This window comes from Streptomyces sp. NPDC042371 (assembly GCF_056437465.1).
The window spans coordinates 601,951-621,386 of the sequence record NZ_JBWKAP010000003.1; the positions used below are offsets into that span (position 1 = coordinate 601,951).

The 19,436-nt window shown below is 71.2% G+C and carries 16 protein-coding genes and 1 pseudogene; 7 read left to right on the top strand and 10 right to left on the bottom strand.

Features of this window, described 5'->3' with window-relative positions; all coding sequences use genetic code 11:
- Positions 1 to 37 precede the first annotated feature (37 nt).
- From AC068B_RS12145 to AC068B_RS12165, 5 genes are all read right to left on the bottom strand, one after another.
- Entirely contained in the window at positions 38 to 1,480 is a 1,443-nt protein-coding gene (locus AC068B_RS12145) for an RICIN domain-containing protein (RefSeq protein ID WP_478670989.1), read from the bottom strand.
- 66 nt (positions 1,481 to 1,546) lie between these two features.
- Complete coding sequence (locus AC068B_RS12150) at positions 1,547 to 3,310, bottom strand: glycoside hydrolase family 35 protein (protein ID WP_478670992.1); 1,764 nt, start codon at positions 3,308 to 3,310, stop codon at positions 1,547 to 1,549.
- A gap of 61 nt (positions 3,311 to 3,371) precedes the next feature.
- On the bottom strand, positions 3,372 to 4,343 hold the full coding sequence (locus AC068B_RS12155) for a carbohydrate ABC transporter permease (protein WP_478670993.1): 972 nt from the start codon (positions 4,341 to 4,343) through the stop codon (positions 3,372 to 3,374).
- Between the two features lie 3 nt (positions 4,344 to 4,346).
- The gene (locus AC068B_RS12160; protein WP_478670995.1) at positions 4,347 to 5,258 is read right to left on the bottom strand and encodes a carbohydrate ABC transporter permease; all 912 of its coding nucleotides are present in this window, start codon (positions 5,256 to 5,258) and stop codon (positions 4,347 to 4,349) included.
- 33 nt (positions 5,259 to 5,291) lie between these two features.
- Positions 5,292 to 6,629 (bottom strand): ABC transporter substrate-binding protein, encoded by a 1,338-nt coding sequence (locus AC068B_RS12165; RefSeq protein WP_478670997.1) that lies wholly within the window; start codon positions 6,627 to 6,629, stop codon positions 5,292 to 5,294.
- 331 nt (positions 6,630 to 6,960) lie between these two features.
- Between AC068B_RS12165 and AC068B_RS12170 the strand changes: the two genes are divergently transcribed.
- Entirely contained in the window at positions 6,961 to 8,022 is a 1,062-nt protein-coding gene (locus AC068B_RS12170; RefSeq protein ID WP_478670998.1) for a LacI family DNA-binding transcriptional regulator, read from the top strand.
- Positions 8,023 to 8,083: 61 nt separating this feature from the next.
- On the top strand, positions 8,084 to 9,100 hold the full coding sequence (locus AC068B_RS12175; RefSeq protein WP_478671000.1) for a hydroxyacid dehydrogenase: 1,017 nt from the start codon (positions 8,084 to 8,086) through the stop codon (positions 9,098 to 9,100).
- A 59-nt stretch (positions 9,101 to 9,159) separates the two neighbouring features.
- Here the strand turns inward: AC068B_RS12175 and AC068B_RS12180 are convergent, their stop codons facing one another.
- The gene (locus AC068B_RS12180; RefSeq protein WP_478671001.1) at positions 9,160 to 10,185 is read right to left on the bottom strand and encodes a S66 peptidase family protein; all 1,026 of its coding nucleotides are present in this window, start codon (positions 10,183 to 10,185) and stop codon (positions 9,160 to 9,162) included.
- A 242-nt stretch (positions 10,186 to 10,427) separates the two neighbouring features.
- On the opposite strand from AC068B_RS12180, the pseudogene AC068B_RS12185 reads away from it, so the two are divergent.
- The 5 genes and pseudogenes from AC068B_RS12185 to AC068B_RS12205 all read left to right on the top strand — a co-directional run.
- Positions 10,428 to 11,180 (top strand): annotated as a pseudogene (locus AC068B_RS12185) (ABC transporter ATP-binding protein); the annotation flags it as partial.
- Positions 11,177 to 12,160, top strand: a complete 984-nt coding sequence (locus AC068B_RS12190) for an ABC transporter substrate-binding protein (protein ID WP_478671002.1) — start codon at positions 11,177 to 11,179, stop codon at positions 12,158 to 12,160. The pseudogene AC068B_RS12185 and the gene AC068B_RS12190, both read left to right, overlap by 4 nt.
- Before the next feature lie 4 nt (positions 12,161 to 12,164).
- Positions 12,165 to 14,231, top strand: a complete 2,067-nt coding sequence (locus AC068B_RS12195; protein WP_478671005.1) for an iron ABC transporter permease — start codon at positions 12,165 to 12,167, stop codon at positions 14,229 to 14,231.
- Between the two features lie 182 nt (positions 14,232 to 14,413).
- Positions 14,414 to 15,946, top strand: a complete 1,533-nt coding sequence (locus tag AC068B_RS12200; RefSeq protein WP_478671006.1) for a SulP family inorganic anion transporter — start codon at positions 14,414 to 14,416, stop codon at positions 15,944 to 15,946.
- A gap of 202 nt (positions 15,947 to 16,148) precedes the next feature.
- A complete protein-coding gene (locus AC068B_RS12205; RefSeq protein WP_478671008.1) occupies positions 16,149 to 16,643 on the top strand; it encodes an STAS domain-containing protein in 495 nt (164 codons plus the stop codon).
- An 8-nt stretch (positions 16,644 to 16,651) separates the two neighbouring features.
- Here the strand turns inward: AC068B_RS12205 and AC068B_RS12210 are convergent, their stop codons facing one another.
- From AC068B_RS12210 to AC068B_RS12225, 4 genes are all read right to left on the bottom strand, one after another.
- Complete coding sequence (locus AC068B_RS12210) at positions 16,652 to 17,185, bottom strand: VanZ family protein (RefSeq protein WP_478671009.1); 534 nt, start codon at positions 17,183 to 17,185, stop codon at positions 16,652 to 16,654.
- Positions 17,186 to 17,221: 36 nt separating this feature from the next.
- Positions 17,222 to 17,614: a DUF2267 domain-containing protein gene (locus AC068B_RS12215; RefSeq protein ID WP_478671010.1), complete on the bottom strand. Its 393-nt coding sequence runs from the start codon at positions 17,612 to 17,614 to the stop codon at positions 17,222 to 17,224.
- Positions 17,615 to 17,685: 71 nt separating this feature from the next.
- The gene (locus AC068B_RS12220; RefSeq protein ID WP_478671012.1) at positions 17,686 to 18,606 is read right to left on the bottom strand and encodes a YihY/virulence factor BrkB family protein; all 921 of its coding nucleotides are present in this window, start codon (positions 18,604 to 18,606) and stop codon (positions 17,686 to 17,688) included.
- A gap of 384 nt (positions 18,607 to 18,990) precedes the next feature.
- Positions 18,991 to 19,422, bottom strand: a complete 432-nt coding sequence (locus AC068B_RS12225; protein WP_478671014.1) for an SHOCT-like domain-containing protein — start codon at positions 19,420 to 19,422, stop codon at positions 18,991 to 18,993.
- Between the last annotated feature and the right edge of the window lie 14 nt (positions 19,423 to 19,436).

Here is a 19,436-nt window from a genome sequence, read left to right on the forward strand (position 1 = left end):
GTGTTCCCTTCTCGGGGGGTGTCGATCGGCTCGGAGGTCAGGCCGTCGGGCGGCGCTCGAACTGCTGGCTGGCGCCGTCCCCGCAGGTCTCCTGCACGAGGCGGGCGCCGTCCGCCGTGGACTTGTCGGCGACGGCGAGGCACTTGTCGCTGTGCCGCGCCACCAGCCGGTAGGCGGCGTCGCCCCGCTCCTCGAACCGCCACTGCTGGTTGGCGCCGGAGGTGCAGCGGTACTGGTGCACGGTGGCGCCGTCGGCGGTGGACTCGTCGGCCACGTCCAGGCACTTGCCGCTGTGCTGGGCGAGGACGCGGACGTACCCGCCGCCCGCGTCCTCGAACCGCCACTGCTGGTTGAGCCCCTGGTCACAGCCCTGCTGGACGACCTCCGCGCCGTCGGCGGCCGAGTCGCCCGACACGTCGACGCACTTGCCGCTGTGCCGGGCGGCGAGGCTGTGGCGGGCGTCGCCGCCCACGCCGTCGATGGATCCGGTGGCCGTGTCGAGGGAGATCTGCGGGTACCACGGCAGGTCCATGGTGGTCCTGGTCGGGAAGGTCAGCGGCAGCCAGACGTACTGCGAGTCGTTGACCGTGCCGCCCATGGAGTTGCCCCAGCGGTCGCCCATGTAGAGGTACGAGGTGGCCGATGAGCCCTGCACCGGAAGGACGAAGGCGGTCTGCGAGCCGTAGGCGGTGTCGTTGCCGACGTCCTTCATCTCGCTCCACGGGCCCGCGAGGCTCTCCGCGGTGGCGTACTTCTGCTGGTTGGGGTTCCAGCCGCTGGTCCCCGAGGTCAGCATGAAGTAGACGCCGTCCCGCTTGAACAGGGCGGGAGCCTCCCGCCACTGGCCGGGCCAGGGGTTGGCCACCTGCTTGTCGTAGCCGGTGAAGTCGTCGTCGAGCCGGTAGATGTGCAGGTCGGCGTTGTTCTCCGTGGCCGTGATCTGGTACGCCGCCCCGTCGTCGTCCTGGAACAGCGTCTGGTCGCGGGACGTGGTGCCGCTCGGCGGCCGGAAGCTGCCCTTCCAGGTGTAGTCGCCGTCGACGGTGTCGGAGACCGCGACGGCGGCGCGGGCCTCGTTGTAGTCCTTGCCGTTCTCCTTGTGCATCCACATGACGAACTTGTGGGTGGCCTTGTTGTAGATCACCTTCGGCCGCTCGATGTACGAGACGTCGAGCTCCGGGTCGCTGGCCTGGGTCAGGACGTTCTTCCTGAACTCCCAGGTCTTCAGGTCGGTCGAGCGGTAGACCGAGACCGCCTTGAAGGTGTTGTCGGCGTTGCGGTTCTCACCGAACCAGTAGTAGTGCGAGCCGACCTTGAGCACGCCGCCGCCGTGGGCGTGGACGCCGTTGCCGCCGGTGTCGGGGAACTGCGTCGCGTTGGTGACGGTGACCGGTGCGGCTTCCGCGCTGGTCGAGGCGGTCAGCAGCAGGAGCACGCTTGCGCATGCGGCCAGTGCTGGCCTGAGTGCACGTCGGAACATCGGGCTTCCTCTCGGGTGGGGGGAAACTCAGGGGCGGGGCGGGGGCGGGGCGGGGGCGGGGGCGGCTCAGGGCGCCACGGGGCCGAGGTCCGGGGTGTCCGTGAGCAGCGCCCGCCTGCCGGTGGTGGCCTGCAGCTCCAGGAGGACGACGTCGTTGGAGCCCGGGCGCAGGACGGGGGAGGGGACGTAGAGGGTGCGCTGCGGGCCGCGGTTCCAGTAGCGGCCCAGGTGGAAGCCGTTGACCCAGGCCTGGCCCTTGGTCCAGCCGGGCAGGGCGAGGAAGGTGTCGGCCGGGACGGTCACGTCGAACGTGCCGTGGTGGAAGGCGGGCACCGAGTCGGTGGTGGACGTGTCGGTGGTGAAGGGCACCGCCGACACGTCGTCGAGGGGCAGGGGATGGCAGTCCCAGCCGTGCAGGACCGTGCCGTTCAGGTCGACCGGGCCGAGCAGGCCCTTGGGGGCGCCGATCCGCGGGCCGTAGTTGACCCCGCCCATGTTCTCCACGAGCACGTCGAGGACCGCGCCCGCGCGCGGCACCCGGACGGGCAGGGTCTCCTCGTGCCGCTCGCGTTCGAGTACGCCGACGGGGGCGCCGTCCAGGAAGACCTGGGCGCGGTCGCCGACACCGCCGGGGAAGCACAGCAGTCCGTCGCCCGCCTCGGGGGCGGTGGTGCGGTAGAGCGCGTATCCGGCGCGCAGGCCGAGCTCGTCCATCGTCACGGGCAGCTCCGACCGCACGCCTTCGGCGAGGACGTGCGCGTACGGCAGGAGCGGCGCTCGGCGCCCGAACTCGACCTCGGTGCAGGGGAGTTTGGGGCTCGGGGCCGGTACCGGCCGGTCCGGCACCGGTGCGTGGCGGGCGATGACCTCGCGGAAGGCGTGGTACTTCGGGCCGGGGTCGCCGGACTCGGTGAGCGGGGCGTCGTAGTCGTAGGAGGTGACGATGGGCGAGTAGGCGTGGTCGTGGTTGGCGCCGTTGGTGAAAGCGAAGTTGGTGCCGCCGTGGAACATGTAGATGTTGACCGAGGCGCCCGCGGAGAGCAGCAGGTCGAGGTCGGCGGCGGCGTCGGCCGCGTCCCGCACGTGGTGGGGCTCGCCCCAGTGGTCGAACCAGCCGATCCAGAACTCCGCGCACATCAGGGGCCCTTCCGGCTGGTGCTCCCGGAGGCGGGCCAGCGAGGGCGCGACGCGGCTGCCGAAGGTGCCGGTGACGAGCGTGCCCGGCAGGGTGCCCGCCGCCAGGTGCGCGGGGTCGGTCTGGTCGCAGGTGAACAGCAGCTCCGCCACCCCGCGCGAGCGCAGGGCGAGCTCCAGGTGCTTCAGATAGGCGGTGTCGTTGCCGTAGGCCCCGTACTCGTTCTCCACCTGTACGGCGATCACGGGACCGCCGGACGCGGCCATGTGCGGCAGGAGCGCGGGCAGCAGCTGGTCGAGGTAGCGGTCGAACGCGTCCGTGAAGCGGGGGTCGCTGCTGCGCAATCCGATGTCAGGGTCCGCGGTGAGCCACGAGGGCAGCCCGCCGCCGTCCCACTCGGCGCAGATGAACGGCCCGGGGCGCAGCAGGACGCGCAGGCCCTCGGTGTGGGCCAGCCGCAGATAGCGGGGCAGGTCGAGGAGGCCGTCGAGGACGATCGGGCCGTTCGGGTCGGGCTGGTGGAGGTTCCAAGGGACGTACGTCTCAATGGTGTTGAGGCCCATCAGGCGGGCCTTGCGCAGCCGGTCGGTCCACTGGGCGGGGTGGACGCGGAAGTAGTGCATCGCGCCGGAGACGATCCGGAACGGCTCGCCGTCGAGGAGGAAGCCGTCGGAGGTCGTGGTCAGTGCGGGCATGCGAAATCTTTCCTTCGGCTACGGGGGTGTTCGTGGGGGCCTGAGGGGGGAGGGGGAGGAGCTACTCCTTGACGCTGCCCGCCGCGAGACCCGACTGCCAGTACCTCTGGAGGAGCAGGAACGCGGCGATGAGCGGCAGGATGGTGATCAGCGACCCGGTGATCACCAGATGGAAGACGGGCTGGCCACCGGCGGTCGCGGCCTGCGCGTTCCAGGAGTTGAGACCGAGGGGCAGCGGATACCAGTCCGGGTCCTTGATCATGATCAGCGGCAGGAAGTAGTTGTTCCAGGTGTGCACCATGGTGAAGAGCAGGACCGTCACCGTGCCGGGGGCCAGCTGCGGAAGGCAGACCTTGAAGAAGATGCGCAGCTCACCGGCGCCGTCCATGCGGGCGGCCTCCATCAGCTCGGTGGGGATGGCCTCGGTGGCGAAGACCCACATCAGATAGAGGCCGAACGGCGAGATCAGGGACGGGATGATGACCGCCCACGGGGTGTTGGTCAGACCCATCTCGCTGAACATCAGGAATGTGGGGATCGCGAGGGCGGTGCCCGGCACCGCGACCGCGCCGATGACGACGGCGAACACCGCGCGTTTGCCGGGGAAGGCGAACTTGGCGAGGGCGTACCCGCCGAGCACCGCGAGGACCGTGGCGCCGCCCGCGCCGAGGACCACGTACAGCAGCGTGTTCAGGAGCCAGCGGGTGAAGACGCCGTCGTCGTAGGTGAACGTCTCGGCGATGTTGTCCCACAGCGCGAAGTCGCCGCCGAACCACAGCCCGAACGACGAGGCCAGGCCCTTCTGCGACTTGGTGGCACCGATCACGAGCCACGCCAGCGGCAGCAGCGAGTACACCACCACGAGGCCGGTGAGCGCGGTCAGCAGGACACTGCGGCGGGGCCGGGCGACGCTGTGCCCCCGCCGGGCACGCGGGTCGGCGCGCAGCCGGGTGCGCAGCCGCGGGGCCGGGGGCGCGCCGCGCCGCGGGGGGACGGGCCCGGCCTCGGAGGTGACGGTGGTGGGGCTGCCCATGGGTCACGCTGCCTTTCGCATGCCGCGCAGTTGGACGACGTAGGCGACCACCATGGTGATCAGGCCCATGACGATGGCGACGGTCGCGGCGTAGTTCTGCTGCTGCCCGTTGAACGACAGCGAGTACGTGTAGAGGTTCGGCGTGTACGAGGTGGTGATGGCGTTCGGCGCCAGGTTCTGCAGGATGCTCGGCTCGTTGAAGAGCTGGAAGCTGCCGATGATCGAGAAGATCGTGGCGATGGCCAACGCGCCCCGGATCGCGGGGAGTTTGATGGCGGTGATGACGCGCAGCTGCCCGGCGCCGTCGATCTCCGCCGCCTCGTAGAGGGAAGTGGGGATCACCCGCAGCGCGGAGTAGAAGATGAGCATGTTGTAGCCCGCGAACTCCCACGTGACGATGTTGCCGATGGAGGCGAGGACGAGGCCGGGCGAGAGCGGGTCGGGCAGGGCGGTGTTCAGGGCCTCGTTGAGGTCCCCAACCAGGCCGAACCGGGTCCCGTAGAGGAAGCCCCACATCAGCGCGGCGACCACCGCGGGCACGGCGTACGGCAGGAAGATCGCGATCCGGAAGAAGCTCTTTCCGTACAGTCGGCCGCTGTCCAGCGCGAGCGCCACCACCAGCGCGATGCCCAGCATGATCGGCACCTGCACGGCGAGGAACATCCCGACCCGGCCGACCCCCTCCCAGAACTCGCGGTCCTGCAAGGCCCGTTGGTAGTTGTCGAGCCCGACGAACGTGGTGCCGCCGATCAGCCGGTCCTGGAAGAGGCTCAGATAGACCGAGTACGCGATGGGGGCGAGGAAGACGAGGGCGAAGACGAGGGCGAACGGTCCGATGAACCCCCACCCGGTCCAGGAGCGGCGCGACGTGCGCACGGGAAGGGGGCCCGCGGCCGCGGATTGCACAGTTGCCATGGTGTTTCCTCGGTTGTTGGGCTGGACGTGGGGCTACTGGATGGTGAAGCCCTGTTCCTTGCCGTACTTGACCGATGCGTCCTGCCAGGACTTGAGGCCCTGCCGCAGGCTGGTGCCGCCGACGTACGCCTTGCCGACGGTGTCGTTGAAGACGCTGTTCGCGTAGACCTGGTAGGGCAGGTAGGACCAGCCGGGGACGACCTGCCGCGCGGACTCGGCGAGGACCTGGTTGATCCGCTGGCCGCCGAAGTACGCCACCTTCTTGTCCCGGAAGCCGGGGGAGTCGAGGTGCTCGGTGGTGGCGGGGAACGTCCCCTCGTCGATGCGCGTCTGTACGCCCGCCCCGACGGTGGCGTACTTGAGGAACGCGTACGCGAGGGTCTTTTTGGCGCCCGCCTGCGTCAGGACGAGTGAACTGCCCCCGTTCTCGGCGGACTTGCCCGCCCCGCTCTCCCACTGCGGCATGGGCGCCACGCGCCACTTGCCCGCGGCGGCCTTGACGCCGGACTGGAGGCTGGCGGGCATCCACGCGCCGATCACCAGCGTGGCGACGCTGCCGTCGCCGAGGCCCTTGTACCACTCGTCGCTCCACGACGTGACCGGCGCGAGGAGCTTGTCGTCGATGAGCCGCTGCCAGGACTCGGCGAACTTCTTGCTGCCCGTGTCCGCGAAGTCCACGCCGACCCGGGTGCCGTCGACGGAGTAGGGCTTGCCGCCCGCCTGCCAGATCATGCTCGTGGTGAACCCCGCGTCGCCCGTGTCGTTGGTGATGTACGCCTTCGGGTCGGCGGCGTGCAGTTTCCCGGCCGCGGCGAAGTACTCCTCCCAGGTCTTCGGCACCTTGATCCCGTGCTTGTCGAAGACCTCCTTGTTGTAGAAGAGGGCCATCGGGCCCGAGTCCATCGGCAGCCCGTACACGCCGTCGGTCCCGGCGCGCACCGCGTTCCAGGGGCCAGGGGTGAAGGCACTCTTCAGCTTGTCGGCGCCCAACTCCCGCAGGTTCACGAGGGACTTGGCGAGGGCGAACTGCGGAAGGGCGTAGTACTCGATCATGGCGATGTCCGGCACGCCCTTGCCCGCCTTGATGGCGTTCTGCAGCGCGGTGTACGCGTCGGTGTTCGTGCCCGCGTTGACCAAGTCGACTTCGACCTTGGGGTACTTGGCCATGAAGTCCGCGACGACCGGCTTCATCGGCTCGTCCCAGGACCAGACCGTGATGCTGCCGCCCGCCTTCAGCGCGGCCCGCAGGTCGGCGTCGGACAGGGGCTCCGCACCCGGGCCGTCCTCGTCGGAGGAGCCGCAGGCGCCCGCGGTCAGCGACACCGACAAGGCGGTGCCCATCAGCAGGGCCTGACGCCGGGTTATGGCCATGGTGTTCCCTTTCGTACGTGGTGCGGGGGAGCGTGGTTACGTAAACATGGCCTGGCCCGCGCGGCGGCGGAGGCTTCGGGGTGAGCTGGGTGTGGGGGTGGCGGTGGGGTCAACACCGCGATGTTTACGTAAACTTCGGTAGCGCGTACGGTGGCACCCGTCACAGCGGCCGGTCAAGGTTTCTCACACGTAAAGTTCCACGCGGTGTCCGTGGGACGGAGGAGGAGGGGCGATGGGGCTGAGCGAACGGGGAAGTCCGCTTCCCGTTCACGGCGGCGCACAGCGCGGCGGTTCGGGAATCCCCGGCGGTCGGCGCAAGCAGCGCGTGTCCATGGCCGATGTCGCGAAGCGGGCGGGCGTCTCCTCCCAGACGGTCTCCCGGGTGTCCAACGGTCACCCCGGCGTCGTCGCGGCCACCCGCGAGCAGGTCCTTGAGGCCATGCGCGACCTCGGCTACCGCCCCAACAGCGCGGCCCGCGCCCTGCGTTACGGCCAGTTCAACACCATCGGCGTCATCCTCCTCAACCTCTCCGCCACCGGCCGCAGCCAGACGGTCGGGGCGATCTCGACCCACGCTGCCGCCGAGGGGTACGCCATCACGATGATCCCCATCGACGTGCCGACCCAGGACAACGTGCTGGGCGCCTTCACCCGGATGGGCGAGCTGGCGGTCGACGCCGTCATCGTCTTCATCGAGGTGCACCTGCTCGACGCGGGCACGGTGACGCTGCCGCCCGGCGTGCACGTCGTCGTCGTGGACACCGACTCCGGCGACCGCTACCGCGTGGTCGACACCGACCAGGTGGGCGGCGCCCGCCTCGCCGTCCGCCACCTCCTCGACCTCGGCCACGACACCGTCTGGCACGTGGCGGGGCCCGAGGAGTCCTACGCGAGCGAGCGGCGCGCCCGCGCCTGGCGCGCCACGTTGGAGGAGGCCGGACGCCGGGTCCCGGAGCCGGTGCGGGGCGACTGGTCGGCCGACTCGGGCTATGCGGCGGGCCTGGCACTCGCCGAACTCCCGGACTGCACAGCGGTGTTCGCCGCCAACGATCAGATGGCGCTCGGTCTCCTGCGCGCCTTCCACGAGCGGGGCAGGTCCGTCCCCGAGGACATCAGCGTGGTCGGCTTCGACGACGTACCGGACTCTGCGCACTTCATCCCGCCCCTGACGACGGTGCACCAGGACTTCACGGAGGTGGGCCGGCGGAGCGCGGTGGAGGCGCTGCGCCAGATCCGCGAGCGGACGCCTGCGACACCCGGGACGGACCTGGTGCCTACGCGGCTGGTGGTGCGCGAGAGTACGGCGAAGGCGAACGCGAACGCGAAGGCGCAAGTACCGGGGCCGACCCACGCCCAGGCACAGGCACAGGCACAGGCCCCGGCGCCTCGTTGAGGGGACGACGACTCCTCCCGCACCGGGCTTCGAGCTTCTCCCCGTACCGAGAAGGAGAAAGATGTCACCGTCCCAGCGGCCCAGAGCCGCCCTCGCCATGTCGCGGAGGGCGGCCGACGCCGTCCTGGAGCCGTCGGCCCTCGCCGCCCTGCGGCAGGTGACCACCCTCGAACCGCCTCCCCCGCTGGACGACTTCGGCACCGAACGCGCGAGGGCCGTCCTCGCCGGGACGGAACTCCTCGTCACCGGCTGGGACTGCCCGCCGCTCACCGCCGAGGTACTCGCGGGCGCCCCGAACCTGCGCGCCGTGGTCCACACGGCGGGCTCCATCCGCGGCCACGTCACCGAAGCGTGCTGGGAGCGCGGCATCGAGGTGTCCTCGGCCGCCGCGGCCAACGCGCTGCCCGTCGCCGAGTACACCGTCGCGATGATCCTGCTCACCAACAAGCGCGTCCTGGAGAGCGCCCGCGACTTCCGTACCGCACGCACGAGGGTGGACTGGGTGCGTACATCGCGCAGCACCGGCAACTACCGCCGTACGGTGGGCATCCTCTCCGCCTCCTTCATCGGACGCCGCGTCATCGAACTGCTGCGACCCCACGACCTGCGGGTGCTGCTGCACGACCCGTACGTGTCGGAGAAGGAGGCCGCCGCACTCGGCGCGGAGCTCGTGGCGCTCGATGACCTCTTCACGTTCAGCGACACGGTGAGCGTGCACGCGCCGCTCCTGCCCGCCACCCGTGGCCTCGTCACCCGCGAACTCCTCGCCGCCATGCGCCCCGACGCCGTCCTCATCAACACGGCACGCGGCCCGATCGTCGACCAGGACGCGCTCACCGAAGCCGTCACCGCGGGCCGCATCCGTGCCGTGCTCGACGTCACGGACCCCGAAGTCCTGCCGCCGGAGCACCCGTTGTGGTCCGCGGACAACGCCCTGCTCACCCCGCACCTCGCGGGCTCCCTGGGCAACGAGTGGCGGCGCCTGGCCGAAAGCGCCGTGGACGAGGTGCGCCGCTGGGCCGCGGGCGACGGCTTCGCGCATCCCGTGAGCCGCGACCGGCTGGCGTACCTCGCCTGAGAGCCTGTGTCATCACCCCACCCGGCCGGGGTGATGGCACAGGCTCCGACCGGCCGCCCTCACGGCCGGGTCGAGGCCTCACCCTGAGCGGTTCGTACCGCGGGTTCGAGCAGCGACAGGCTCCGCTGCCGTGCGTCGAGGGCGACGCGGATGCCGACCGGCATCGGCAGGTTCGGGCCCGCGTGGCCGAACTCGACGTTGCCGAGGACCGGGATGTCGCGGTCGCCGAGGACGTCGAGGACCAGCTCGGGCAGGGTCGGGGACGCGTCGGGCCCACCGAGGCCGTGGATCTCGCGCGGCACGCCCACGACCATGCCGGAGATCCGGTCGAGGATGCCGCTGTGCCGCAGCACCTGCAGATAGCTCCACACGTGCGCCGCCTGACTGCCCATCTCCTCCCAGAAGAGCACCGCGCCGTCGAACCGTTCGAGCGGCAGGGCGTAGCGCGTCGCCTGCGTCAGCGCGATGCGATTGAGCAGCCCACCGATGAGCACGCCTTCGGCGCGACCCGCGCGCCAGCACTCCCGGGTGGGGCTCGCAGGCAGTGCGCCGATCGGCTCCGTGCTGGTCAGCAGCGTCGAGTAGAGCTTCTCAAGTTCCGCTCTGCGCGCCTCGGGTGCGGTCTGCCATGCCCCGCCGAGGCCGGGCGTGGCCAGGTCGGCGTGGAAGCCGACCAGGCCCGTGCGCGAGTGGAGGACCAGGTGCAGCAGCGAGATGTCGCTGTAACCGAGGATCGGCTTGGGGTCGGCGGCGATCGCGTCGACGTCGATCAGGTCGAGGTAGCCGAGCACCGCCCCGCCGCCGTCGTGCGCGATGACGGCACGCACCTCGGGGTCGCGCAGGAGTGCGTTGAACTCCGCGGCGATCTCCGCGGGCGGGGCCGCGTGCCACCAGTGGCGGCGCCCCGCTTCGAGCAGTGGCGCCCGGCGCACGCGGAATCCCATCCGCTCCAGCACGGTCACCGACCGCTCCAGGTCGGGCTCGTACCCGCTGTGGAGAGGTCCGGACAGTGACGCGATGACGACGAGATCGCCGGGCACCAGGGCGCGGGGCCGGAGCGGTGGGGACAGCGCGGTGCGGGTCATCGGTGCAGTATCCCGACCGCCCGCGACGGCATGCCAAGCATTTACCGGGCGGTCGAACTGGCCGGATACCCCCTTGTGTCCCGTAAACGGAGGCCTGTTTCACACCTTGATTAGGTTAGGCTAACCTCTGCTGCGTGCATGTAGGTGAAGAGACCGCAGCGGCCCCGCGCCCCCCGGGTCATGAACTGTCGGCCACGGGCGTCACCGTGGCGTACGACGGCGTCGACGTCGTCCACGACGCCTCGATGACGCTGCGCCCTGGCGAAGTGACCGTCCTGGTCGGGCCCAACGGCAGCGGCAAGTCGACCCTGCTGCGCACCCTCGCGCGGCTGCAGCGCGCACGGACCGCGGAGCTTGTCATCGACGGCGGCACCGACGGCCTGGCGCTGAGCCCCCGCGCGTTCTCCCGCCACGTCGCCCTGCTCACCCAAGGACGCCCCACACCCAGCGGCCTGACCGTGCGGGACGTCGTCGAGTTCGGCCGCTACCCGCACCGCGGCCGCTGGGGCAAGGCCGACCCGGGCGGCCGGGCCGCGGTGGACCGCGCGCTCGCCATGACGGGCGTCACCGACCTCGCCGAGCGCGGCGCCGAGCACCTGTCCGGCGGCCAGCTCCAGCGCGTCTGGCTCGCGGGATGCCTCGCCCAGGAAACGGGCGTGCTCCTGCTCGACGAGCCCACGAACCACCTCGACCTCCGCTACCAGGTCGAACTCCTCGACCTCATGCGGGACCTGGCGGACGACCACGGCATCGCCGTCGGCGCCGTCCTGCACGACCTCGATCAGGCCGCGGCCGTCGCCGACCGGATCCTCCTGCTCGACGAGGGGCGGGTCGTCGCGGACGGCGGCCCCGAAGAGGTACTGACACCGCAGCGGCTCACCGACACGTACGGCATCCGCATCGAAGTCGACTCCGACCCCCTCACCGGCCGCCTGCGCACCCGCGCCATGGGCCGCCACCACTCGCGAAGCGAAAGGCTCAGCACCACCTCATGAGACGCCTCCTGATCACCGCGGCGGCCGCCACCGCCGCGGCCCTCGCCCTGACCTCCTGCGGCACCACCGAGCCCGCCGCCGACGACGCGAAGAAGAACGCCGGGTCCCTCACCCTCACCGACGGCACCGGCGCCGAGGTGAAGCTGGAGAACGGCCCCGCCAAGAAGGTCGTCGGCACCGAGTGGAACGCCGTCGAGAGCCTGATATCGCTGGGCGTCGCCCCGACCGGCGTCGCCGACGTCAAGGGCTACAAGGCCTGGGACACCGCCGCCCCGCTGAAGAACGACCCCAAGGACATCGGCACGCGCGGCGAGCCGAGCATGGACACCATCGCGTCCCTGAAGCCCGACCTCATCATCGCGACCACCGATCTGCCCGCCGCCGCCGTGAAGCAGCTGCGCAAGATCGCCCCGGTCCTGAACCTGCGGCCCGCCGACGCCGCGGACCCGATCGGGCAGATGACCGCCAACCTCGACCTCCTCGCCAAGGCCACCGGCACCACCGAGCGGGCCACGCAGCTCAAGAAGGACTTCGAGGCGAAGCTCGCCGAGGGCAAGAAGGCGCTCGCCGACGCGGGCCGCCGCGGCGCGAAGTACGCCTTCGCCGACGGCTACGTCACCGGCAACCAGACCTCGATCCGGCCGTACACCGACGGCTCGCTCATCGGCGCCGTCAACAAGAAGCTCGGCCTGAAGAACGACTGGACGGTCAAGGGCGACAAAGCGTACGGCCTCGGCGCCACCGACGTCGAGGGCCTCACCAAGCTCGACGACGACGTGCACTTCGCCTACATCGGCAACGACGACGACAAGGGCAGCAACCCGTTCTCCGGCGTTCTGAAGAAGGACAAGGTGTGGACGTCGCTGCCGTTCGTGAAGAAGGGCAACGTGCACCGGCTGCCCGACGGCATCTGGATGTTCGGCGGCACCGAGTCGATGAAGCAGTACGTCGACTCCGTCGTCGAGGCGCTGAAGAAGTAGCACCATGGCCGTCACCGCAACCACCCCCGCCACCCGTCCGTCGGCAGCCGCGTCCCGGACCGGCGCGGTCGCGGTGACGGCCGCACTGCTCCTCCTCGTCACCGCGCTCGCGGTCGTCGACATCACCCAGGGCACGGCCGCCGTCGGAGCGCCCGAGATCTGGAAGGCCCTCACCGGGCGGGCCGACCCGGCCGACAGCTCCGTCGTCATCGCCTCCCGGCTGCCGCGCATGACCGCAGGGCTCCTCGTCGGCGCCGTACTCGGCATGGCGGGCGCCGCGCTGCAGGCCGTCAGCCGCAACGTCCTCGCCGCGCCCGACACCCTCGCCGTCAACGCCGGTTCGTACGCGGCGCTCGGCATCGCCGCCGCCACCGGCATCTCCCTGCCCTTCCTCGCCTCCTCCGGCATCGCGTTCGTCGGCGGCCTCGCGGCGGCGGCCGTCGTCCTCGGCCTCTCCGGCCTCGGCGCGGGCACGGTCCGCCTCGTCCTCGCGGGCAGCGCGCTCACCCTCGGCCTCACCGCCGTCACCGAGGGCCTGCTCCTGCTGTACCCGCAGGAGACGGAGGGCCTCTACAAGTGGAACCAGGGCAGCGTCGCGCAGAACGGCTTCGACGGCGTGCTGCAGATGGCACCCGTCGCCGCCGTCGGCCTCGCCGGTCTGCTGCTGCTCGCCCGCAAGGTCGACGCCCTGGCACTCGGTGACGACGCCGCGCGCGGCGTCGGCGTACCGGTCCGCGCCACGCGCGTCACCGCCGTCGTGCTCGCCGCGCTGCTCTCCGCGTCCGCCGTCACCCTCGCGGGCCCCATCGGCTTCGTCGGCCTGTGCGCCCCCGCCCTCGTGCGCCCGCTCGCCCGCAAGCTCCGGGGGTTCACCCGCTCCCGCGTGAGCCTCCCGGCCGCGGGGCTCACCGGCGCGGCCCTCGTGCTCGGCTCCGACGTGCTGCTGCGCGCCGTCGTGCCGTCCGACGTGGCGGTCGCCGTGCCGACGGGCGTCGTCACCAGCCTGGTCGGCGCCGTCTTCCTGGTCGTCATGGCCGCGCGGGTGCGGGACTCGGCCGGTGCCGCCCCGCCCGAACGGCTGCGCATCCGGAGCCGGGGCGTCTTCATCGGCACGACCGCCGTCCTCGTGGCCGCCCTCGTCGGCCTGGTCATCGCCTCCGTCCTCGTCGGAGACAGCAAGCTGCTGATGGGCGACGTCATCAACTGGGCGCAGGGCAGAGCGGGCCAGACCGTCTCCTTCGTGCTCGACACCCGGGTGCCGCGCGTCCTCGCCGCCCTGCTCGCCGGAGCGGCGCTCGCCGTCGCAGGCACCCTCGTCCAGGCCGTGACGCGCAACCCGCTCGCCGAGCCGGGCGTACTCGGCGTGACGAACGGCGCCGCCCTCGGCGCCGTCCTGCTCGTGACGACGGTGCCCGCGGCCGGGTCGTGGACCATCGCGGGCGGCGCGTTCGCGGGCGCCGCGGTCAGCGCGCTCCTCGTCTTCGGCCTCGCGGCGCGGGGCGGGTTCCAGCAGAACCGGCTCGTCCTCGTCGGATTCGGCGTCGGCACCGGGGCGACGGCCGTCATCAGCATGCTCATCATCCTCACCGACCCGTTCAACGCGACGAAGGCGCTCACCTGGCTCGCGGGCTCCACCTACGGGCGGACCCTGCCCGACGTGGTGCCTCTCGCGATCGTGCTGGCCGTGGGCCTGACCGTCGCGGTCGTCCGGCGCACCGAACTCGACCTCGTGTCGCTCGACGAGGACACCCCACGGCTGCTCGGCCTGCGGCTGAGCCGCGGCCGCCTCGGCTTCCTCCTCCTCAGCGTCCTGCTGAGCGCCACCGCCGTGGCCGCCGCGGGCACGATCGGCTTCGTCGGGCTCGTCGCGCCGCACGCCGCCCGGGCGCTCGTCGGCCGCCAGCACGTGCGCGTCGTACCCGTCGCCGTGCTCCTCGGCGCCCTCCTCGTGTGCGCCGCCGACCTGGTGGGCCGGACCGTGATCGCACCGGCGCAGCTCGGCGCGGGGCTGATGACCGCGGTGATCGGCACGCCGTACTTCCTCTATCTGCTGGTACGCAGCCGTCGTTGAGGGAGGGCGGTGGCCGCAGGGGCTGGTGATGTCCCCGCGATAGGGTGGGAGACCTTCGGGGACGGCCCAGCGCTGTCCCCGCCCCCCTCGCGGGATGTTCTCCTCCCGCGACTCCGAGCCGTGTCGGGGCCGACGACGCCCCCGGGCGGAGACCGACGCCCGAGCACGACAGGTAGCCCTTCTTGCCCACGCCCACGCCTTCCGCGCCGCCCACCCCCTCCGCGCCGTCCCCTGCCGCCAGGCTGCGCGGTCTGCGCCCCGACTGGCTGTCCGACCCGAAGGTCTGGCGCACCGAGATCCTCGCGGGTCTCGTCGTCGGCCTGGCCCTGATCCCCGAGGCGATCTCGTTCTCGATCATCGCCGGGGTCGACCCCGCGATCGGCCTGTTCGCGTCGTTCACCATGGCCGTCACCATCTCCGTCGTCGGCGGCCGCCGCGCGATGATCTCCGCGGCGACCGGGGCCGTGGCCCTGGTGATCGCCCCGCTCAACCGCGAGCACGGCTTCGGCTACCTGGTGGCCGCCGTCATCCTGGCCGGTGTCTTCCAGATCGCCCTCGGCGCGCTCGGCGTCGCCAGGCTGATGCGGTTCGTGCCGCGCAGCGTGATGGTCGGCTTCGTCAACGCCCTCGCCATCCTGGTCTTCATGGCGCAGGTGCCGGAGATGCACGACGTGCCGTGGCCCGTCTATCCGCTGATCGCCGGCGGTCTCGCGCTCATGGTGTTCTTCCCGAGAGTCACCAAGGTGGTTCCGGCGCCGCTCGTCTCCATCGTCGTCCTGACCACCATCACGGTCGCCGCGGGCATCGCCGTGCCGACCGTCGGCGACAAGGGCGAGCTGCCCTCGTCCCTGCCGGTGCCCGGCCTGCCCGACGTGCCGTTCACGCTGGACACCCTGACCACCATCGCCCCCTACGCGCTCGCCATGGCGCTGGTCGGCCTGATGGAGTCCCTGATGACGGCCAAGCTGGTTGACGAGATCACCGACACCCACTCCTCCAAGACCCGCGAGTCCGTCGGCCAGGGCATCGCCAACATCGTCACGGGGTTCTTCGGCGGCATGGGCGGCTGCGCCATGATCGGCCAGACCATGATCAACGTACGCGTCTCCGGCGCCCGCACCCGTCTCTCCACGTTCCTTGCGGGCACGTTCCTGCTGGTGCTGTGCGTCGTCTTCGGGCCGGTGGTCTCCGACATCCCGATGGCGGCGCTGGTCGCCGTGATGGTGATGGTGTGCTTCGCGACCTTCGACTGGCACTCCATCGCCCCGAAGACGCTCAGGCGGATGCCCGCAGGTGAGCTCGCCGTCATGGTCATCACCGTCGTCTGCGTGGTCGCCACCCACAACCTCGCCGTCGGCGTGGTCGTCGGCACGATCACCGCCATGGTCATCTTCGCCAGGCGCGTCGCCCACTTCACGAACGTCACCTCTGCCACCGCCCCCGACGGAGGCAGCGTGGTCCACACGGTGACCGGCGAGCTGTTCTTCGCCTCGTCGAACGACCTCGTCACGCAGTTCGACTACGCGGGGGACCCGGACCGGGTCGTCATCGACCTCTCGTCCGCGCACATCTGGGACGCCTCCACGGTCGCCGCGCTCGACGCCATCACCACCAAGTACGAACAGCGCGGCAAGACCGTCGAGATCATCGGCCTGAACCGGCCGAGCGCCGAGATCCACGAGAGGCTCAGCGGTGAACTCACCGCCGGTGGCTAGTGGTGTAGACCAATGTTGTGAACGGCTCCGATCGGCGAACCGCGGCGGGCGGCATCTTCGCAGGTGGGGGCCGCAGTGGCAGGTGAGGCCGTACGAGGCCCCTATGGCGGCGCCCCTGGCCAGCGTGGTATAGACGTATGAAAGAAGTACCTTTCGGCCCGCCTCGGCCGACAGGCGGCATCCCGCCGGAAGGTCTGCTCCCGTGCAAGCTTCAGATCACGCTCCCGCTCCTGAACACGCTCCCGCTGCCACTCCCGAGCGCGCTCCTGCCCCCGCGCCCGAGGGCGATGCCGCGGCGGACGGCGATCCTGCGATCGCGGCCGCGGCCGCCGAGCGGGCGCACACGCACAAGACGCCGTGGCTGCCCAGCCCGGGCACGGCGCGCAGGCTGCGCCGCGCGGGCATCGCGAGGGTCCTCGTCACCGGATGCCTGGTCCGCGTGAGCCTGCGCGGCGAGATCACCTCCCGCCAGGCCGACTCCCTCGCCGCGCAACTGCGCGACCTGGTCCAGGACGGCTGCCGCCACCTGATCGTGGACCTTTCCGAGGTCACCTACCTGGCCAGGGAGGGCGCGGGCGTCTTCTTCGGCACCCTGCGGGCCCTCAGGGAGGTCGGGGGCTCCCTCGCCGTACGCGGCGCCTGCCCCCGGTCCGCCGCCACCCTGCACTGCCTCGGCATGGGCCGTCTCTCGGAGTAGCCCGCCGGTCAGGCGTCGACCGCGTTCCGCCGGGTGAACCGGTGCCACCAGTGCCGCCGCCGGGGATGCAGCGCCCGGCCCAGGCGACGCCCCAGCACGAGGTAGCCGAGCAGCGCCCCCGCCGTGTTGAGGATGACGTCGTCGATGTCGAAGGTGCGCCCCGTCACGAACGCGCCCTGCGCCAGCTCGACCAGCACCATCGTCGCCGCCGTGGCGATCCCCACGCGCACGAGTCCGCGCGTGCGGGGGAGCACCACGGGCAGCAGCACGCCGAACGGCACACCCAGCAGGATGTTCCCGCCAAGCTGCTTGACGGTGTCGCGGAAGGCGGGCTGCGCGAGGTACGCGTCGATGGAGTCGCCCGGGGTGAAGTTGCTGTGGGTCAGCGCCTCCGAGCTCGCGGACGGCTCAAGCGTCAGCCGGGCGAGCACCACGGCGAAGCCGACCATGCAGGCGAAGGCCGCCAAGATGATCGCGACCCGGGCCGACGGCGGCAGGGGAGCCGCGCGCCGGGTCTTTTCGGAACGTCCTGTTCGTGCCATCAGCGCCTCCAGGGGGTTCCAGGAAAGGGCCGTGCCTCAGACCGGTTCGATGCGGCCGAACAGTCCCGCGTGCCCGGGCGGGAGCTGGGTGAGGATGCGGCGCAGCAGCGCGTCGTCCGCCACGTCCGCGAGCGTGCCGAGCACGGAGGTGACGGCGCGGCGCGCCCCGGCCGTATCGTCCCCGGTCCGCGCGGCCACCGCGTCGACGAACTCCGCGGCGGACAACGGCTGATCGGCGGGCTCGGCCTCGCCCAGCAGGTCCCCGCACCGGTCGGGCAGCAGCCGGGCCAGGTCGGTGCGGTCGTCGCCCACCAGGTGCGCGCCCAGGACGACCAGCACGTTCTCGACGGCGCCCGCCGCCTGCTGGCGACTGGTGAAACTTCCACGCTCCTGCACCCGGTCGAGCAGCGCTTCCAAGGATGTGTCCATGCGAGTCCCTCTCGTGGCATCAACCGCTGATCCCGTACCCGGAGAGGGCCACCTGATGCCTCATGGGATTCCTATGCAGCAGCGGCCGCCCGGGCGCGCTCCACCTCCACCGTGAACTGCGCCCCGGCGAGCAGCGCCAGGTTGGACACCCACAGCCACACCAGGAAGACGACGATGCCCGCGAGGGAGCCGTACAGCTTGCCGTAGGTGCCGAACACGGTCGCGTACAGCGTGAACAGGCCCGAGGAGACCAGCCAGAGCAGGGCGGACAACAGCCCGCCGGGCAGGATGTGATGCCAGCCGCGGGCCTCGGGCGGGGCGTTGCGGAAGAGGACGAGAACGAGCAGCGCCACCAGACACACCAGCGCGGGCCACTTCAGGACGGTCCACGCGGTCTGACCGGCGTCACCGAGGCCGATGCCGTGCCCTACGCTCTCGGCGACGGAACCGCTGAGCACGAGCAGCAGCGCGCTGGCGACCAGCAGGGCGAGCAGCATGACCGCGGTCATCAGTACGCGGTGCCCCTTGCGCCAGACGGGACGGCGGTCCTCGACCCCGTGCATCGCGTGCAGTGCCCGACGGAACACGGCCGCGTAGCTGGACGCGGACCACAGCGCGCTGACCGCTCCGGCGATCACCACCGTGAGCGCCGCGGAGCGTGCGTCCGCCATGTCGCTGAGCGCCTGGTGCAGGGAGCGGCCCGATTCGGCGGGGGCCCAGTCCGTGACCTCGGCGATGAGCTCCTGGGTGGTGGAGGGGCTGACCAGGCTGATGAGGCTGACGGTGACGAGCAGCGCGGGGAGCAGGGCGAGGATCGCGTAGTACGTCAGTGCCGCCGCCCAGTCCGACACGTCGTCGTCCCACATCGACACGGGGGTGCGGCGCAGAGCGGTGCGCCGCAGGGCCCACGTCGACGGGGCGTCGGCGCCGGACTTGCGGCCGCGCGGTGCCAGGGCGGGCGTTCCGTGGGCGGCGGACGGTGAACTGTCCATAAGGGCTGCTCTTTCTTGCCTGTCTTGCCTGCACGTCGGCGACGCGGATGCCGCCTCGCGTTCCCTTTTGCGTTCCCTTGTTCTGCTTCCCTGCCTGCGCTGTTTCGTGCTTCGCCGTACGAGGGCGGGCGGCCGCCCGGGGGAGGCCCTGAGGGGGCCGCGGTGAGCCAAGGGGCGATATGACAGAAGCCCCGGACTCCCACGTACGGAGTCCAGGGCTTGTCTGGAGCGCTGGGCAGGCCTTGCACCTGCATTTCCCCGCAGGAAGCGGGGCGTCTTTCCTTGGACGACCAACGCCTGTCCCCCGACCGGAAGTCCGGCTTGAGGAGGCGATATTGATCTTATCCCATCACGGGGGCTGATCCGTACCACCGTGCTTCGTGCTCACTCGCAGAAGACCTGCACCGTGGAGTCGGCGTCCTGGACGTCGATGGTGACCTCGTCGAGCTGGTCGACGAGGTCCTCCAGGTGTTGCGGCTTGAGTTCGGCGAGGTCGATCGGGAAGCCCGACCTGGCCAGCTCCGAGTTGACCTTGGTGAGCGCCGCCGGAGGGAGGAGGCTGGTGAGCCTGACCCCGGCGCGCAGCAGTTGGAGCGGGACCCGGATGTTGACCCGGCTGCGCCCGTCGCCGCCGAGGTCGTCCGCGGCGTCCACCACCACACGCAGGTACTTGGCGCGCGACTTCGGGCGGGGCGCGGCTCCCGTCGGCGGCTCGGTCCTGTCGCGTTCGAGGGCGCCGATCAGCCGCTCCGCCTCGTCCGCCGTGATCTTGCCCTCGGCCAGCATCTCCAGGATCTGGCGGCGTTGCTCGTTCATCGTTGTTCTTCCCC

What these genes read in the sequence shown, in the direction of transcription:
- AC068B_RS12145 (WP_478670989.1), bottom strand. Translation starts at nt 1,480, where the DNA reads ATGTTCCGACGTGCACTCAGGCCAGCACTGGCCGCATGCGCAAGCGTG.
- AC068B_RS12150 (WP_478670992.1), bottom strand. Translation starts at nt 3,310, where the DNA reads ATGCCCGCACTGACCACGACCTCCGACGGCTTCCTCCTCGACGGCGAG.
- AC068B_RS12155 (WP_478670993.1), bottom strand. Translation starts at nt 4,343, where the DNA reads ATGGGCAGCCCCACCACCGTCACCTCCGAGGCCGGGCCCGTCCCCCCG.
- AC068B_RS12160 (WP_478670995.1), bottom strand. Translation starts at nt 5,258, where the DNA reads ATGGCAACTGTGCAATCCGCGGCCGCGGGCCCCCTTCCCGTGCGCACG.
- AC068B_RS12165 (WP_478670997.1), bottom strand. Translation starts at nt 6,629, where the DNA reads ATGGCCATAACCCGGCGTCAGGCCCTGCTGATGGGCACCGCCTTGTCG.
- AC068B_RS12170 (WP_478670998.1), top strand. Translation starts at nt 6,961, where the DNA reads ATGGCCGATGTCGCGAAGCGGGCGGGCGTCTCCTCCCAGACGGTCTCC.
- AC068B_RS12175 (WP_478671000.1), top strand. Translation starts at nt 8,084, where the DNA reads ATGTCACCGTCCCAGCGGCCCAGAGCCGCCCTCGCCATGTCGCGGAGG.
- AC068B_RS12180 (WP_478671001.1), bottom strand. Translation starts at nt 10,185, where the DNA reads ATGACCCGCACCGCGCTGTCCCCACCGCTCCGGCCCCGCGCCCTGGTG.
- AC068B_RS12190 (WP_478671002.1), top strand. Translation starts at nt 11,177, where the DNA reads ATGAGACGCCTCCTGATCACCGCGGCGGCCGCCACCGCCGCGGCCCTC.
- AC068B_RS12195 (WP_478671005.1), top strand. Translation starts at nt 12,165, where the DNA reads ATGGCCGTCACCGCAACCACCCCCGCCACCCGTCCGTCGGCAGCCGCG.
- AC068B_RS12210 (WP_478671009.1), bottom strand. Translation starts at nt 17,185, where the DNA reads ATGGCACGAACAGGACGTTCCGAAAAGACCCGGCGCGCGGCTCCCCTG.
- AC068B_RS12215 (WP_478671010.1), bottom strand. Translation starts at nt 17,614, where the DNA reads ATGGACACATCCTTGGAAGCGCTGCTCGACCGGGTGCAGGAGCGTGGA.
- AC068B_RS12220 (WP_478671012.1), bottom strand. Translation starts at nt 18,606, where the DNA reads ATGGACAGTTCACCGTCCGCCGCCCACGGAACGCCCGCCCTGGCACCG.
- AC068B_RS12225 (WP_478671014.1), bottom strand. Translation starts at nt 19,422, where the DNA reads ATGAACGAGCAACGCCGCCAGATCCTGGAGATGCTGGCCGAGGGCAAG.